We start from the raw sequence: 16778 nt of genomic DNA on the forward strand, positions 1-16778 counted from the left end.
AGAGCCCCTAACAAAATACATACTGTCCAGAGGGGCAATAAAATTATGCACTGAGCTATTCCGATCACCGCCTATCGGCCAATAGCAAACAAAGACTCATAACGCAATGCGGAGATCGATAGTAGACGCCCAGCTAGACCGGCCGGAGAAGCCAGCTTTATGCTGCGACGTAATCTCCTACTCGTTTAATCTGCCCTAAGTAGTCACGCAAAACTTATCGTGAATTCGCTGCCGAAACCTTTATTAGGGACTGAAGCTTGTTGAGCAAGTCGGCCCCGTTCATGGCGACATAGCGGCGCCAGAATACACGGCGTGCTTCCACAAATTTAGATGCGATTGAGTTCAGAACTGTAAAGGCGAAAATAAAAATATTGATATGCGGAAGCTTAGGTTCGTCGGCCCCGGTATCGCCGATGCGCTATCAGGGTTTTTCGATTGCGGCCAGTAACTCAGGCCGCAATCGCCTTATATTTGGTGCAAGGCGCAACTGCACGTCGTACAGCCATATTGCGGCGCTGCACCCAAGGGTAGAACACATTTTACAAAGTGGTGCTTAGGCGGGTGATGCCAACCAACTAGTGCGCCACTCACGCGTGCCGCCCCTCCAACGACTGCCGTGATCAGCACATCGTTTCCACTTACGTTCGATGTCAACGGAGGTGCTCCGGGTGGATGAAGCCATCCGGCCATATGATGGGCCGAGTAACATGCCGCGGTCGGGTGACCATAACTGTTGCCATGGCCAAAGGAATAGACCAGCCGTTTATATTTCGACGTTATCGACGCAGCTGGGGCACCACTGCTGCCGCTACCCTTCAGGTTGCCACCATGATGCGGTACGACGACTGCGGCCAGATCAGCAGCCAGAAGCACTGGCGGCATGTATCTGTAATCGCAATCCCCGGCAATCAACCAGCTTCGGTATGGTGGAGCGGTTTCCACTTGGGGTACCTGGGTCACTTGGGCGACGATGCCATGAGTGTTGGGCTGGCTGCCATTACCGCGGACTAGAGTAATCGTATGATGCGAGTGCAGCCCAGCCGTCAGGGTCTGGCCGGCGGCAAAACGATACACCTTGCGACCATTGCCGATGATGGATGTCACGATTGTCTTTTGGTGAACCGTAACGCCACCATCCGGTACAATCCAGTCCACATCCAGTCCGGACAGTGATCCCGCAGGGACGCAGCGGTAGGCACTGACGTGATCGTCGTGCCAGTGCGTGAGAATCACGTTGGGCGACTGGCCAAAACACAGCGTAATAGGAATTGATGCCGTATGCAATTGTGACTGGATCGGCAATCCAGTGTCGACGTAGAGTGACGGCCATACGGCACGTGGTCGCTGTTGCGACCGCTCGACATTACACAAGGCGACCGCGTTAGCTTGGCCGACGTCGAATGCACCTAGATAATCAGCACGCGCGCTCGCGACGAAGCTCTGCAGATCTGACGAACTCAGGACTGTACAGCCGCTGATCGACGACAGATTCGTCAACGCCTTTGCAGTTTTTCCGCCTACCGTTTTGGCCGCGAACGCGACTGGCACGCCGGCATCGACGATGCTTTGGTAAAGCATGCCGGTGCGTCCTCTCGCCATCAGAGAGAGGTCGTCGAATCGTACCAGGAACCATAATTTGTGGATCGCGCCAATGATGGCATCGGTACGATCGTCATCGTCGTTGAATTGCCCATGCACGCGCAATGCCTTGGCCCACCGAATCAAATCGAATGGTATATCTGCTTGCAGCGTCGAAAGCGGAACGACCGCCATTGGGTCGGCCCGGCGCCCCACTGGTCCGGTCAACCATCTAATCCAGCTTTTCTCGATACCATCGGGATCGTCCAAAGAAAAAAGTGGGTCGCTTCTTCGTTGCATCAGCCAGTCCGCATCGATCAAATGCAGCCTGATGGTGGCGACACCCTTCTTCGCATTGATCCGAACACTTTCGACATTCCCGTAGGCCTGGCTTGGCACAGGCGGCCGATCCCACTGTAGCATCGGTTCTGGGGAAAAATAGCGATTCATATCATCGACCTGCCATCAAGAAATCTCGATGGTAGTCCGACATTTCCTATTCGACAAATATTTTTGTGAAGACTAAAGTAGTTCTTCCAAAGATCGCCGACCAGTTGCAGTCGGTGCCAACGGAAAGTGTTGCTCGACAACGCGGCTATTCACAAAGGCTAGGCGATGGAGAAAAAGTCCGGAACTCAACCTTATTGGGATCGTCTGGAGCACGCTAAGTACTTTTGGAGTCGTTTCGTCGCCATGGACGGCGCGGCACTGCTCGCCGGAACTCAATCCTTGATAAAAGGTTTCGGGAGGAATTCATAGTAAGTTTTTCCTGACTACTTAGGTCGCGGACGGCTCAACACAATTGCGCGAAACGCGAATCAAAATAAAGAATGGCCGTGGTTGGCTTGAGCCACCACGGCGCTGCCGTTACCCCTCGCCCTCCTCGTCCACGGTGCCGGTGATGCGGATCTGCCCGAGCCCGGATTCGCCCAGCAGGTAAAGGTTCGCTAGGTACAGCAGGTCTGGCGTGGCATCGAGCGCTGCTGGTTTGTTCAACTCGAAGGCGATCCGCGGATGCAGCTCTACTCCCGGCACGCAGACGAGTGGTTCGATTCGCTCCAGCACGGCCGCAAGTTGCGACACGGCCGGCGCGCCGACGGCGAGCAGCCGCGCCACTGCTGGGTTTGGTACCGCACGCGTACGCAACAAAGCAAGCAGTACCTCGAGGCAAGTACGTAACTCGGCGGCCAGTTCAGATGACACGGCGCCGCTGCGCTCGATCTTGCTAGCGACGCTGTGCAGGCGCGCAGCCAGCGCAGCACTGGCGTGGCGCACCTGGCCCGCATCGAACATGAGGACCAGCGCGGGAGCGCGCCACAGCGCGATGCTAAGAAGATCGAGTACGATGGCTTGGGTGGGGGCATCAGCCCCGTCCAACGCTGTCACTAGGCGCGGCAACAGCTGCGTTGCCTGGTCTGGACATCCCAGCAGGCAGGCGATCGCTAAGCGCCCGCGGTCAAGCAGTCGGCGCTCGGCGAAGCAGGCATCGACTTGCGCGCGGACCGTGGGCCATGCTTCTGGCGGCAGATCGACACGCAGGCTGCATACAATGAACATGTACTCCACCGCCAGGTCGCGCACATGGGGATGTGCCGTGCAGTCATCCCACAGCACGTCGTTCATGCGCGCCAGCACGGGGGCGCATGCCCTGATGGTTTCGGCGAACTTGGCAGGGCAATCCCGGTCGGCGACCGAACGCCCGCCCGACCAGATGTCGAGCATGAGGCGCCGCACCTGGGTGCGCACTTGCTTGATCACGTCGCGCACCGCTTCTTTACGGTAGCCACCATTGCGCAGCGCCTCGGTAGCGCGATACAGCGCGCTCAGTCTCTGGTCGAGTAGCGCCAGTTCAGGACTGCGCCAATGGTCTTCTAGCTGGCGCCAACCGCGTAGCGGTGGCGCGCCCGGCACTTGGGCAGCCAGTGCCTCGGCGTCCGCAGCCACCCAGGTTGCGCGCACTGCGGCGAAACCGGCGCTCGCCGGATCGCAGGGAATAAAGCGCAATTGGTAGGGATCATCGCTGCCATAGCTGAACTCGAGCTGCAGCCGCGCTGGCACGTCCACGCGTAGTGGGAACGCAGGCGAGGCAAGGCGCAAGCGGTAAGCCAACACCTTGCCTGCCTCGCTCGCCGCGCCCTGGCGCAGCGGCAGTTCGAGCACGGCCTGACCTGCTGGCAGGGTGAACACTTCGTCGACGGGGATCATCTGGCGCAAGCCCCGGCGCGGCTCGATCCGGCCTTCGCGCACCAGATGGAAACGCTGGTAACGGCCAGCGGCCGGGACCCGGATCGACAGGTCGGGCAGACGTTCGTACCACAGCGGCTCGTCCGCGGCGGATTCGCGCCATGTGAGCAGGCGCGCCGCGCCGCCGACCAGGCTCGATGCCGGCCACGCCGGCCAGCCGTCGCGCACCAGCGCCGCTGCGAGTGGCGCTATCAATCCATCAGCGCCGCAGGCAAGCACCAGCGCCACGCAATTGCCGCGCCTAATCCCGGCTTTGGCTTGGACCAAGGCATCCTGGAGCGCTTTCTTCTGCAGCGTCGGCGCCTCGAGAGGGCTGGCAACCGTGAACCATTCACCGGGCTTCGTCTCCCATGACGCCGCAGTCCCAGGCTGTGCGTCCGGTCCCGCGCTCCAGGCGCCGAGCTGGTCGCTGGCGCGGCAGCGCTGGCGCTGCAGCGCTCCAGCTGCGAGACTCTCGAACGCCGCCGCATTCGGCACCTCGAGCACATCCAAGCGTTCCCAGGCCAAGCCGCGCATCTGCGGCACTCGCTGGTCGAGCTTCGGTGCGCGCCGCGCCTGCAGCGGCGTGATTGTCACCATCTCGCCTACGTGGTCAAGCACTAGCACGTAGTCGTCGGCGGCGACAGGTTTGCCGCCGTGTTCCGCACCGAGCCAATCGAATAATGCAGCGACGCTGCGCGGCAACGGATCGGCGCGCTCGAAGCGGGCGTTTAATCCGCGCCGCGCGGCGCCAAGCGCGAAATCGTCGATGGCGTCGGGTGTCAGGTAGGTCAGCGGCGCCTTGCCGAAGAAGCTGGCCAGCCTGGTGGCAAAGGCCAGCGCTGCTTCGTCGCGGCGGCCACCGGCGTCGCCGCGTCCCTGGATCACGTCGCTCATCGCCAGTAGCGGAGCATCAGTGCACAAGCTCATCGCGGTTGCATCACCCAAGTCGAGTGCAATCTCGCCGTGCACCGCGCTAGCCCAGTATTGGCGCAGCAAGCGAAACGGCAGTCGCCCGCCTACGCCGCCTGCGGTCCAGGCCGGCCAAGGCTCGGATAAATCGACCACCGCGGCAGTAGCGGGCTCGCATTGGGCCGGGGCCTGAGCGACTTCGAGCGGCTCCGACTTGGTCGCGAGGGCAGCCAGCAACCGTTGCACGATGCGCTCGGCGGCAAACAAACTGAGGCTGTCGATCGCGAATTCTTCCTTCCCGATCCTCACCGTGCCCGCAGCGGCTGACATTAGAGATAGGCGCACTTGCAAGGTGCTGTCCCCGAGCGTCAAGTCAAAGCCGCCTGTCACGGGTTGGACTTCGAAGCGGCGCACCGCCGCCCCTTGCGAGGATCGGTCAATCTCTACCTCTGCCGCCTTGCCGTCTGCACGCAGGGCGTAGCTGACTGCAGTACCGACCTTCAGCGCAGGATAGTCGAGCGGGCTGCGCAGCGCTCGGTGGTTAAAGTACACCCTGCCATCCGGACCGCCAATGAAGCCGAAACCGCCCGCTTGGCCCTGTCCGAGCGAAACCACCTTTCCCTTGGCGCGTTCCGTTGCGTTCTGGTCTCGCACTAGGCCGGACAGCAATGCACCGCGCTCGGGGAGCACGCCAAAGTCATCCAGCATCACATGGCAAGGTTGCTCTGGGAAGCGCACCCGGCCGGCCAGTTGTAGCCCCGCGACCAGCTTCCAACGTAATAACTCCAGCCAGTCGTCAGCCTGGCACGCGGCATCACGTTCGACCCCGGCATCGAGCGCCTGCAGTCCCATCCAGCCGTCCCAGATCTTGCGGTAGTGCCGGTCCTGCAGCAGGACATTGTTGGGCGGTACATTGGCCCAGTCACGGACCCCGGCGCCGTCCTCGCGCAGCCAGCGGCGCAGGCGATCCAGCAAATCTTGTTCGTCCCGCGTATCGCGAAACGCCGCACAGCGCGCGACTAGGAGCGGCTCGAGGCGGCGGCAAAAGGCCGCCAGTAAGCGATTCTCCAGGGTGTCAAGCGACGCCTCACGCCGCACTGCCATCACGCCCGGCTTGCCGGCTAGCTTTTCGCGCACGGTGCGCCCGTTCTGGCGCGCTAGCCAGGCAACACTTACGCTGTCGAGTTCACGCGCGGCATGCAGCGGCACCACGGCGTGGCTACGCACGATGCGCTGGCGCGCCTGCCCCAGCACGTGGCGTAGCGCGGCAGCGACGTGGTCGACGATCGCGCGCAGGCGGTCGCACGGCGCGGCGCCCGGCGCCGGCAGTACGGCTGCTCGCCGGCACAAGGCGGACCAGCCCTGCGGCAGCGCGCGGCCACTGCGAGCATCAACGTCGGCCAACCCGGAAAGCCAGGAACGGAGGGCCAGCAGGTCGCGCTCGCGCTCGGCGCCCACGCCACCGGTGGCGATACATCGATACTGGGCCTCGGCCGCACTAACGGTGAATCGGGTTGTCACGCCTGCTCACTCGTCGTCAGGTAATCGGCGCTGCTCCAGATGAACTGGCCATAGCCTATCTCGGTCGCGCGGTCGAAGTCGGCCAAGATGGCGTAGCCGCCATCGGCGATCTCTTGGCGGATTCGGCCCAGGCAAGGGTTGCCGCGGGTCTCAATACCACGCAACTTCGGCATGATCTTGAGCACCAGTTGGTCTTCGAACGCCAGGTGCATCTTGCGCGCCAGTTCATCGGCATCGCCAGCACGTTGGGCCGCCAGTACTTGCGGGTGGTTAGCCATGTAGTATTCGATCGATTGCCATACCCGGTGCCCAAGCGCGCGCCCGGCGCCGGCCATGGCATCGTTGATGCGTTGGGCACAGGCGCGGAATGGTCCGATTTCCGATTCGTCGAAGGTGCTGCGGAACTTCACCCACCGTCCCCAGGTTTCGGTGCGCAACAGGTCCGCGCCGCGCTCCGGTAAGGCCTTTAGTTCGGCACGGCGGTGGAATTCGAGCGGACGCGGGAAATGCAGGATGAAACCACGGTCGATCACCTTGTCCGACAACGACTTGGTCGTTTCGTCCTGGTTCATGGTACCGGCCCACAACACATTGCGGCCCAGTTGCAAAGAATACGGCGGCATGTTGGCGCCCAGCTTGACCTCCAGCGCTGGCACTCTGTCGCGCTGCGTCGAACGCCGTGTCTCCAGCAAGCTCAGGAAATCGGCGAAATACATTTCGACGTGGGCCAAGTTCATTTCGTCGAGCAGCACGAGGTTGAGCGCGTCATTCAATCCCGGATAATCGTCGCGCGGCGCTTCCTGGGCCTGGGCCAGCAGGCGCAGCAGCGGCTGGGCATTGAAGCGGTCATCGATTGAGTTGAAGTACCCCAGCAGCGACTCCTGGCTGTCCCAGTTCGGCTGCACCGGCACGTTGAGGAAGTTGATGCCGCCAAAATGGGCGTACAGGCGCGGTAACTCGGACTTACCGGTGCCGCTGGCGCCGGCCAGCACGGTCAGTGGCGAGAACTCGGCGGTCTTGAGTGCCGTATGGAAGGCATCGAGAATGCGGCGCTCGAAGTGCAGGCCATGCGCGGCGCAGCTCTGGTGAATGGCCTGCAGCCAGGCCATCTCATCGACTTCACTCTGTTGTAGACGCGGCAGCACCCGTGCAAACTGCGACAGCGGGCGGCGGACGTTGGCGACGCGTTCCTCGCGTTCCTCCGGCGTGGCGAAACTGGCACCCAAGCGCTTGAGCTTCTCGCGCTGGCCGCGGTTCTCCGCCTCCAGCAGATCGATGTTGTCCTTCAGCTGGCGGTTATCGAGTTCGTACTTGCCGGCCAGGTGCTTCAGGGAGGACACCTGCAGGCCAGCGTCGCGCAAGCGGGCCAGTTCGTCCTCGCTGCGCGCATGCTGCTCGGCCAGGGCGTCGCGCTCCTGGCGGATGCGCGCCAGGTCGGCGAGCACCTGCTCGCTCGGGCGCGCCGCGAGTTCCCGCACCAGCCCCTCGTTGCGCTGGTGGAGCTCAGCCAGTTGCTGCTCGACCAGGGCGGCATCAAGGCCGCCGAGCTGGCGCGCCAGCGCCGCGTAGCGGTCGCCATCGCGGCGCTGGCCGTCGATCAGCGCCAGCAGGCGGGCGTTTTCTGCGCGCGCGCCGGCGAGCTGCGCCTCCGCACTGGCGACCCGGTCAAAGGCCATGCGCTCGGCTTCTTGTTCGAGACTGGCGCGTTCTTGTTCGAGGCTGGCCAGCGCGGCGTCAAGCCGAATCCGGTCGCGATGCACCGCCAAACGCGCATCTTCAACGGCCTGCTCATGGCGACCCAAGGCTTCTTCGCGCTGTACCAGCCGCGCGCGCTCAGCGTCGTTGTGCCGGGCCAGCTCGGCGCGTGCGTCGCCCACCTCGCGCTCGAGTGCAGCCAAGCGCTCGGCACGGCCGGCTGCCAGCTGTTCTTCCATTGCCGTCAACAGTTGCTGGTGGCGCGCCATCAGTGCGTCTTCCTGGCGTGCGCGCTGCTCGACGTAGCCGGCGTCACGCTCGGCCTCGGCGCGCCGGATACGCTCGTCACGTTCCTGCAGCGCGCGGGTACGCGCCGCCAACTCGGCCTGCTGCTGCGCCAATTGCGTCGCCAGCGCCTGCTCCTGCTGCCCCAACCCGGCTTCACGCGCGAGCAGCGCTTTCTCGCGCTTGTCGCATGCACCGACCCGCTCGATATGGCGCGCCGCTTCCTGCTCCAAAGCATGCGCCCAGTCGGCCAGCTCGCGCTCGCGCTGTTCGAGCGAGGCCGCGGCGGCCTGCCCCGGCCCGTCGGCTAGCCCAGCGCCGGCGGCCTGGATCTGGTTGGCCGGCACGGGCCCTGCTACGCCGAATGCGCCACTGCCGCCCTGGTGTCTGTTCTTGCCCATCAATCAAGTCTCCGTCAAATAAGGAATGCTGTCGTAGGTTTGCTTGCGCAGGCGGACGAGTTCCGTTCGCGCGATATCGTGTTCCAAGTAGCCGTGGCGCCGCAGCGCCGCCAGTTCGCCCGCGAGGCGCGCTAGTGCAGGCAGGCGCCGTGCCAAGCCTTCCAGCCAAGGCAACTCGGCCGTGAGCAGCAGCGCCATGCAGGCGCACTGCAGACTGGCCGACTGGCCGCGCAGGGCTGCCCCCAGCCGGCCCGGATTGACTCTCCCCAGCGCTGGTGGCAACTGGCCCCCGGCGAGGTCGAAACCGGCGCGCACGGCGCGCTCGCGCGCCAGGGCGCGCAGGTCGACGTCGGGCGCCAGCCTTGGTGCCGGTGGCAACAGCGCCAAGCACTCCTCGAGCGCCATTTGCAGCATGCTGGCCAGTGCGCCGACGACCGCCGCGCCATCGGCCGCGGTTGGCGCGGCTTGGCCGTGCTCGCCACCGGCAGCGTCGAACACCAGTTCGAGCTCGATACATGCCTTGGCCAGTCGCTCCGGCAAGCGATCCAGCGCCGACGGCGCCAGCGCGGTATTGGCGTCCAGCCTTGCCTGCAAGCGTGCTTGATGACGCCAACGCTCAGGCGTGCCATCGACGTCACTTGCTTGCGACGCGCCGGCCCCGGTGCCCGTGCCGCCGGGTAGCATCAGCTCGATCATGGCGCCCACTTCGGCCAGGTAGGCCGCGAGCGCGTCGGGCTGCATGGCCTCGACGCTACCACCGTGCGCGACGTTGTCGCGGATCGTCTTCAGCCGGGTCAGGAAACCGAGCCAGCCGGGATGCGACTCAGCCAGCAAGCGCAACGGGTGACTGCCATCCCGCTCGGCGCAGGCCACCGCCAGGTTCAGTGCCAGCAGCGGCGCTAGTTCGACCTGCAGTTCGCCACGGAATTTGCCTGGGTGGACCAGCAACAGGCGCTGCTGGACGGGCCCAGCGTGCAAGCCCAACTGTGTGGCATAGGCAAGCAATTGCGCACCGTTGGCCGGCGCCGGCTGGCCAGCCAGCAGCGCACGCAGGCCGGGCCCTGGAGGGTATTCGCGCACCAAGCCGTGCAGGGTGTGTTCGAGCGCGTCGTACAACTTGCGCAGGCAGGTGCCGGTGGCACGCGCGGCATCGCGCGCATCCTCGCTGCTGGCCACTGGACGCGCTGCGTCTTGCAGCGCTTTGGTCGCCTGGCCATAGTAGCGCGCCACCTGCGGCCAGCGGCCAGTGGCGGCGCGCATGTTGCCGCGTCCGGCCTGCGCAGCACGGCCGCCAATGCGCGCCTCGCCCAGCAAGCCAGCCGCCACCTTGCGCACCGCCTCGTCGTTGCCGCGCGCCAAGTGAAAGACCTCGGCCAAGGTACCACAAGCGCCATGGCCGAAAGGATCTGCTAGGAGAATGTGCTCATGATTGCCCGCTTGCAGTACCGCGTTGGTCGCGAGATAGACGAGGTCAGGACTGTCCAGCACTGAAATCGCCTGTCCAGCCGTCGATACGGCGACGTCTGCGGTCGCGCTGCGGCCACCGCTACGGCGAGCCTGGATGCGCGCTACCGCATGCACTTCGCGCGCACTAGGCGTGCGCGTGCGCTGCTCGGCGTTCCAGCGCAAGACCCGTGCTTCGATCGGGCCACGCTCGCCTTGGAACCTGCTGCCATCATCGCGCAGGCATTCGGCATAGGCCGGCGTGTCATAGTACAGATGGGGCAGCAGGCGTCCGCCGAGCAAGTCGACGAACACGCGCGCGCTCTCCCAACCGTTTTCGCTAGCAGACGCGACTTCGTCCGGATCGCGCAGGAAACGCAGGCCCTGGTCGAGGTAGCGCAGGCCAACCAGTCGTCGCAGGATCGCGCTCACGGTATGTTGGTCCAGGCAAATGAGCTCGGCGATCCGGCCGGCATCGTTGCAGCCGACGCGCGCCAAGCGCAGGACCGTGTGCTCGAACAGGTTCAGCGTACGCACTTGCCGCTTCGGCAGCGCCACCGTAAACATGTGGCAGGGCCATAGCAGTACCTGACTGGCAGCGACATCAATGCCGCGCAGGTCGGGCTTGGTGGAAAGGATGCGGGGCGGGCTCACAGCGCTACTCCTTCGGTGCGGCACAAGGCGCGCAGCGCATGTAGGGCTGGCACCGCTTGTGGCGCAAGTGGATGCTCGAGCAAGCCGGAGTCGCCTGCGACCACCAGCAGGCGCTTTTGGCGACTGAGCGCCACGCATTGCAGCGACACCGTTTGCAGGCGGCCGAACAGCCCTGCCGCAGTTGGCACCGAGCGGTCACGCCGCGGTGGGCCTGGACTGCGCACGGTGGATAGGAACACGACGTCGAACTCCATGCCTTGGAAGGCGTCGACCGTGCCAACCCGCAGGTGTTCGGCGTCGCCGATCTTGCGCCGGTAATCGGGCACGATCGCCCATTCGCCAGAGGGAGTCCGCTGTGCATATCCATAGGCACCCAGCGCCTCTAGCAGGGTGTCGACCTGCGCTCGATAGAACGTAATGATGCCGAAACTGCGGGCCTTGCCCTCGTCGCTTTCGATCCATGCGTGGAGTCGTTCCGCGATCCGCTCGGCCTCAGCCTTGCGGTACCAGCTCGACGGTGGACGCTGTTTCGCCGGACCGGCGCCGTGCTCGACCTCGAGCCAGGCCAACGGATAGCCGGCGGCGCCGTCCAAGGCATGGGCGTACGGCGCGTCGTCGTCGGGCGAGCCGAAGCCCTCGCCATGATCGTCGTAGAACTGCTTGCTGACGAATTTGCCGAGCAGTGAATGCATACGGTACTGGCAGTCCAGCGTCACCGTACGGGTGATACCGTCTCGCTTCTCGAGCTCAAGCGCGCGTTCGCGCAGGTACTGGAACGCACTCTGTTGCAACATCGTGGTGTCGCCCGCGTCCGTCTCGAGTTGGCGAATGATGCCTTCCTCGACGATGTGCGGCAACTGGCGGTGATCGCCCACGAGGATAATGCGGCGCAGGCCTTGCGCCATCGGGATCAACAAATCGCGCGGACTCACCCGGGCCGCCTCGTCGATGATGACGGTATCGTATTCGGGATCGGCACCGAAGCGGCTTGCCATGCTGCGCTTGGCGCGCCGGATCGCGTTGCGGTCCGTGCCCTGGCACGTGGCGGCGAATACGAAGCTGTATTCGGCCAGCGCTTCGGGCGCGGCGCCTGGATTCCCTTCCAGTTCATGGACGAAGTCGGCCAGCACCGCGGCCACCGGGTCACCGCTGGCGCGTTCGTGCTGCTCCAGCGCGCGCGAGACCGCCGCCAAATGTGTCAGCACGTCATCGCGCGGCTTGTCGAAGCGAAATGGCGGCGGTCGGCAATGACGTGCCAGCAAGCGAGTCTTGAGTGCCTCCAACGCATCCAGGAACGATGGCGTCGCACCCACCGGCCAACTCAGCGCGCGCTCGAGCAACGCGGCGTCGGCCTCGTCGAGCTCATCGCCACAGGCGTGCAGGAGCGCCGCTACGCCGGCCGGGCCGTCGTCAGCGAAGCCAGCGGCGCTGGTGCGCAGCCCATGCAGTGTGCGCAACAAGCGTGCGCGGCCGCCGTCATCGAGGGCGCTGCCTTGCAGTTCGTCGCCGATCGTCGCTTGCAAGTCGCGATTCTGCTGCGCCAACTCGGCGTCCAGTACCTGGGGCGGCAAGCCGCCGATGTGCCGTAGCAGCGCTACCGCGCGTGCCAGGGACGGCGCTGCCAAGTAGCTGCTGGCCTGTCGCGCCAGCTCCAGTTGCAGCTCCGACTGGCGCAGCGCAGGGTGGGCCGCGCGCAGCGCCGCCATCACCGCGTCGCTCCATCCGTCGACGCTGGCCGGCGCGGCATCGGCGTCGGCCCCGCGCCGAGTCCCGAACTTGATCGCCGGTCGGCCATCGATCTTCAAGCGGCTCAGAACGTTGTCGACCGCATCGTGCTGGTGCGCCGTCAGCAATACCTGTCCCTTGGCGGGGGCGCGCTTGTCGCGCACTTCATTGAGGCGCTCGATAATCGCCGTGATCACGGTGGTCTTGCCCGTCCCCGGCGGCCCTTGGATCACCATGATGTCGGGCGTATTGAGCGCCAGTTCAATCGCCGCCAACTGGCGTTCTGTCGGTGGTTTCCGAAACACCTTGGCGCGCTGCGCGGGGTCGGGGCTGAGGGGTTCGATACGTGGTGGTCGGGTGGCACGTGGCAATTTGCCATCGCGCTCGATCAACAGGCCCAGCATCGGGTTTGCGCTACGGCCGGCGAGAATGCGTTCGCGCGCCGTACGGCGACTCTTAATTTGCTCGAGGTCGCCGGTCATCGACAGCACCAGGTAGGCATCGGCCAGCCCAGCGTGGAAAGCCAATTCCAGGGTGACGTAGTGAGCCGTGATCTCGCGCACCTTGGCGGTGTGGATGCGCGTCTCCTCTGCCGGCTTGCGTTCGGCCTGTTCCTCGCAATATGCGTCCCAATCAAGGGTCGGGTCGCGCAAGTAGGACGGTGGCTCGGTCACCACGTCCACCTGGTCCAGCTCGTCGACGACTTCGCGGGCAATCCCGCCATCGATGAAGAAGCGGGTACCACCTGGCACTGCTTCGATTGTCGTTGGCCGCAGGCTGCCCACCAAGCGTGCGCGCTGCAACAACATGTCGCCTTCCATGCTGCCATAGGCATCCCAGGCGCGAAAATAACTGCCCGGGCCCTGGGTCAACTGGGCCATCGCTGCGCGTGCCAGCGGTCGCAATTGGCCGAGCCGCGTGTGGTCGACGAAACGTACGCGCGCGCCGGCCAAGCGAAGACTGTCGGCCCGAGTGTTGCGCACCAACGTCAGGCGGCGGGCCACGAACATCGGTTCGGCGTCGTCGCGCTCGCGCAGCGCCACTTCGAGCTGGATACCAGCGCCCAGCATCATGAAACCGCGTTCGAGCAGTTGATCCGGATCGCTCCCTGCGGGGAGCACCGGCAGCGCTTCAATGACGAACCGCGCGTCACTGTCGGTGTTCGCGCGGTACAACATACGCGACTCGAGTTTACGGAGGATCTCGTCGGACTGGCCGCCGCGTATGCCGTAGCGCTCGCAGGCCGTGACTTGAGCGTCGTCGAAAGCGATATCGATCTCGGCGAACTGATGCAGCCCACCGTGGTAGATGCGTAAGGCAAGCTGGAGCGCGCGCTCCTTGACCATCACCACCCGCGCGAGCACGGCCGCCCCCGAACACAACACCTGCTCCAAGCGTCCTGCCATGCCCGGTTCTTGCGCGACAAAGTACGCCAGCCGGCCGTCCTGGGCAAGCACGATCTCGCCCGCGCGCTCGCCAATATGCAGTTCGACCGGGCCTGGCGCGGGCATGGCATCGCGGCCCCCGATATCGCCCCAGCACTGCAGTTTGGACTGGGCCAGCATTTCTTCGAATTTCACATCGCCTCCATGAAATTGAGCCGGACCAGGCGCGCAGGCGCCCCCACGGCCAGTATCGCCACCTCACCGGCCAACGCGGACACGTCGAGGTGGAAGTTGTCTAACGCCTCGAAGCGCCCGCCGTGCGCGTTCGCACGTGCAATGCGTAACTGTGGCCCGGCCGCACCCGTACGGCGCAGCCGATAGCCGCCTTCTTCGGCCTGCAATGACAGCACCGGTTCGTCGAACCCCGCTGGACTGAATGGCTGGAACAGGCGCGCCGGTAAGGCCACCGGGGACTGCAAGGCGTCCAACGGCAGCAGCAAGGTCCAGGCTGCCGAATGCGTGTCGGGCCACTGCCTGCTTTCCAGGCGCAGCAGGCGCGGGCGCGGTTGCTGGCAATAGGGGCAGGCTGCAAACTCCAGCGCGAACCAAGACATACCGCAGCCAGTACAGTCGATGCTGCAGTCGGCACTGGCCGCCAGCGCCGCAGGCCAATGCGCCATCGCCGGCCGCCGCCAAGGCGCAATCCGTCCTGGACCAAAGCACTCCTGGAACAGTCGCTGCAAAGGCACGCTGCAAGTCAGCGACGGCGCCAGTCCGTCGTCGGCGCGGTTGCTGTCGTCTGCGTCGTGGATCCACGGCAGTTCGCCACGTGCTGCCTGCTGGTAGGGGTCGCAAGCAGCATCCCAGCCGCCTTCCGTTACCTGACGTCCAATGAAAGGATGTACTAGACACAGCAGCTTGAATGCCAGTACCGCGAACGCGTGGCAGTCGGTGGTCAATGATGGCGGCGCATCACCGCGCACTAACTCGGGCGCGCCGTAGCCCGGCGTAAAGAAGCCGTTTGCCGCTGTAGGGTCCCCGTCGAAGTGCAAGTTGTCGGCATCGATCAGCCATACAGGGCTATCGGCTGTCGCACCAGCAGTAAACACGTTTGACGGTGAAAGGTCGCCATACACCACCCCGGCAGCGTGCAAGCGTGCCAGCACGGCGGCGCAGCGAGCCAGCTGTAACAGCCGTGCCCGGCTCGAGCCAGTAACCGCATAGTCGGCCAGTTGCGCAGCGGCACGCGGATTCTTGGCGTGGACCAAGCCCAGCCACGCGGGAACGACATCATCGGCCAAGGCTGCGAGCGGACTGGCAAACACGTCCTCGAATGAGCGCATGCCGTCGAGCAAGCGCATCACATAGCCGGCTTGGTCTCGCAACGCTGCGACTGGCCCTGCCAACGGCAAGCCTGGCGGCAGCGGCAGTACGCGTAGACGCTGTAGACGTGCCAGTGCGCTTGCGCGGGCTTGCGGGTCGGCTAGCGGCGCACCGGCCGAGTCGAGCAGGAGCTTGAGCGCGATATCGCTGTCGCGGGTGCGCAGCACCATGCCCTGGCCGCCAATGCCAATGCGGCCAGCACTGTAGTACACGTTCATGAATTCATCGACCAAGCGCATATCGTCACGCATTGCTATTCTCCTTGGGCGCCAGTAGACACCCGATTGTCTTGTCGTCCGTGTGTCCCGGTACTGGCCACCCGCCCAGCCAGCGCCGCGCCTCGCGGCGCTGGCTCCTTGCGCTGCTGTTGCGGGTCTGTGCAAATAGCGCGTGCGCAAAGGCCGACTCCCGCCCCGGGGTGAGGTCGGCGGCGATACCATCGGTACACAGCAGCACACCGCCCCAGTCAGCTGCACAGAGCTGCGCCGCGCGCCAGGACTGCGGTTCGTGGCGGTCGCGCAAACAGTCCGTCTGGTTGCTGAAGTCATCCGCTGTGGAAGCGAGCATGAAGTCCGGACCAGTGCCGGCGCCGCCGGCTAGCACCATGCCATCGCCGAGTTGGGCGAGAATAAGATGCGGCCCGGTCCTGAGCGCGAGCAGACAAGTTGTGGCGCAGGTGCGCGGATCGTGCGGCCAGACACGCGCTAGCCAGCGTGCATGTAGGGTCGCCAGCAGAATTGCGATGTCTGGTGCTCCGCCACCTGCCTGGGTCAGCGCTAGTGCCTCGAAGGCGGCAGCGCAGGCGGCCCGCGCACCAAGGTGCGATAAGGCACGGCTGCCGAGCCCGTCGGCCACGACCAACAATTCGCCTTGCAGCGTGTGGCGCAGCAGCCAGGCATCCTGGTTGGGCAAGCTTGCGCGCCGGTGTCCAGGTCCGATGCACGATACGCCCCAGCCACGCCACGCCAGGGGGGCGACTGCCACCTGGCTCATGCCCAGTCGTCCGTCTCAATGCTAGCCGCCTGCACGGTGTCAGCCAGGCACCAAGGGTCGGCCTGGGGCGCCTCTTGATGAGCGGCCCAGTCGTGCAGCGCAACGCCGATGTCTTCGGCGGCAAACAGCCGGCCCTTGCCAACCAATACCTCGAGTGCAGGCAGCGTCGCATCGGCGCCGACCGCAATTGCGCGCAATTCGGGGGCGCCGCCGGCGTACCCAGCGCGCCACGTCTGCCAGGCGCGCTGGCCGACCGGGTCTATACCGCCGTCGGAGAGTAGCAAAATGCGCGCCGTACGCGCGCCGTCCTGCATCAGCAGGGCGAACAAGGTCGCTGACTCGGCTCGGCCGCCGCACGTCAGCGCCGGGAGTGGCGCCTGCAGCGCTAGTTCCAGCAGCCTCGCCTGGTCCGACCACGCCACCAGTTTCACTTGCGAGCACCAGGCCGGCAACGTGCCCAGGCGCTCGCAGGTGCGCACATACGATACGAGGCTGGCCAGCACGGCCGTCTTGCCCGGTTCCGCCATGCTGCCCGAACAGTCGGCAACCACGTACAACGCTTGCTGGTCCATCGCGAGGC

The 16778-nt window shown here is 64.9% G+C and carries 8 protein-coding genes; all 8 read right to left on the reverse strand.

The window, feature by feature from the left end; translation table 11 throughout:
• Positions 1 to 465 precede the first annotated feature (465 nt).
• Positions 466 to 2028: a ComEC/Rec2 family competence protein gene (locus tag LQ564_RS00095; RefSeq protein WP_231056059.1), complete on the reverse strand. Its 1563-nt coding sequence runs from the start codon at positions 2026 to 2028 to the stop codon at positions 466 to 468.
• Between the two features lie 417 nt (positions 2029 to 2445).
• Positions 2446 to 6234, reverse strand: coding sequence for a DUF2357 domain-containing protein (locus tag LQ564_RS00100; protein ID WP_231056060.1), 3789 nt, complete (start codon positions 6232 to 6234; stop codon positions 2446 to 2448).
• Positions 6231 to 8615 (reverse strand): DUF8727 domain-containing protein, encoded by a 2385-nt coding sequence (locus tag LQ564_RS00105; protein WP_503827146.1) that lies wholly within the window; start codon positions 8613 to 8615, stop codon positions 6231 to 6233. The genes LQ564_RS00100 and LQ564_RS00105 overlap by 4 nt, the downstream gene beginning before the upstream one ends.
• A 3-nt stretch (positions 8616 to 8618) precedes the next feature.
• Positions 8619 to 10712, reverse strand: coding sequence for a hypothetical protein (locus LQ564_RS00110; protein ID WP_231056062.1), 2094 nt, complete (start codon positions 10710 to 10712; stop codon positions 8619 to 8621).
• A complete protein-coding gene (locus LQ564_RS25935; RefSeq protein WP_231056063.1) occupies positions 10709 to 14017 on the reverse strand; it encodes a DEAD/DEAH box helicase in 3309 nt (1102 codons plus the stop codon). Before LQ564_RS25935 ends, LQ564_RS00110 begins: the two co-directional genes overlap by 4 nt.
• On the reverse strand, positions 14014 to 15456 hold the full coding sequence (locus LQ564_RS00120; RefSeq protein WP_231056064.1) for a protein kinase family protein: 1443 nt from the start codon (positions 15454 to 15456) through the stop codon (positions 14014 to 14016). Before LQ564_RS00120 ends, LQ564_RS25935 begins: the two co-directional genes overlap by 4 nt.
• Positions 15449 to 16198 carry a protein phosphatase 2C domain-containing protein gene (locus LQ564_RS00125; protein ID WP_269143379.1) on the reverse strand — a complete coding sequence of 250 codons (750 nt, stop codon included), beginning with the start codon at positions 16196 to 16198 and terminating at the stop codon, positions 15449 to 15451. Before LQ564_RS00125 ends, LQ564_RS00120 begins: the two co-directional genes overlap by 8 nt.
• A complete protein-coding gene (locus tag LQ564_RS00130) occupies positions 16195 to 16770 on the reverse strand; it encodes a hypothetical protein (RefSeq protein WP_231056066.1) in 576 nt (191 codons plus the stop codon). Before LQ564_RS00130 ends, LQ564_RS00125 begins: the two co-directional genes overlap by 4 nt.
• Positions 16771 to 16778: the final 8 nt, after the last annotated feature.

Origin of the sequence: Massilia phyllostachyos (genome assembly GCF_021044825.1) — a bacterium.
Taxonomy (GTDB): domain Bacteria; phylum Pseudomonadota; class Gammaproteobacteria; order Burkholderiales; family Burkholderiaceae_D; genus Telluria; species Telluria phyllostachyos.

Excerpts from the sequence above, each read along its gene's own strand:
- LQ564_RS00095 (WP_231056059.1), bottom strand. The coding sequence starts at position 2,028 with ATGAATCGCTATTTTTCCCCAGAACCGATGCTACAGTGGGATCGGCCG.
- LQ564_RS00105 (WP_503827146.1), bottom strand. The coding sequence starts at position 8,615 with ATGGGCAAGAACAGACACCAGGGCGGCAGTGGCGCATTCGGCGTAGCA.
- LQ564_RS00120 (WP_231056064.1), bottom strand. The coding sequence starts at position 15,456 with ATGCGTGACGATATGCGCTTGGTCGATGAATTCATGAACGTGTACTAC.
- LQ564_RS00125 (WP_269143379.1), bottom strand. The coding sequence starts at position 16,198 with ATGAGCCAGGTGGCAGTCGCCCCCCTGGCGTGGCGTGGCTGGGGCGTA.
- LQ564_RS00130 (WP_231056066.1), bottom strand. The coding sequence starts at position 16,770 with ATGGACCAGCAAGCGTTGTACGTGGTTGCCGACTGTTCGGGCAGCATG.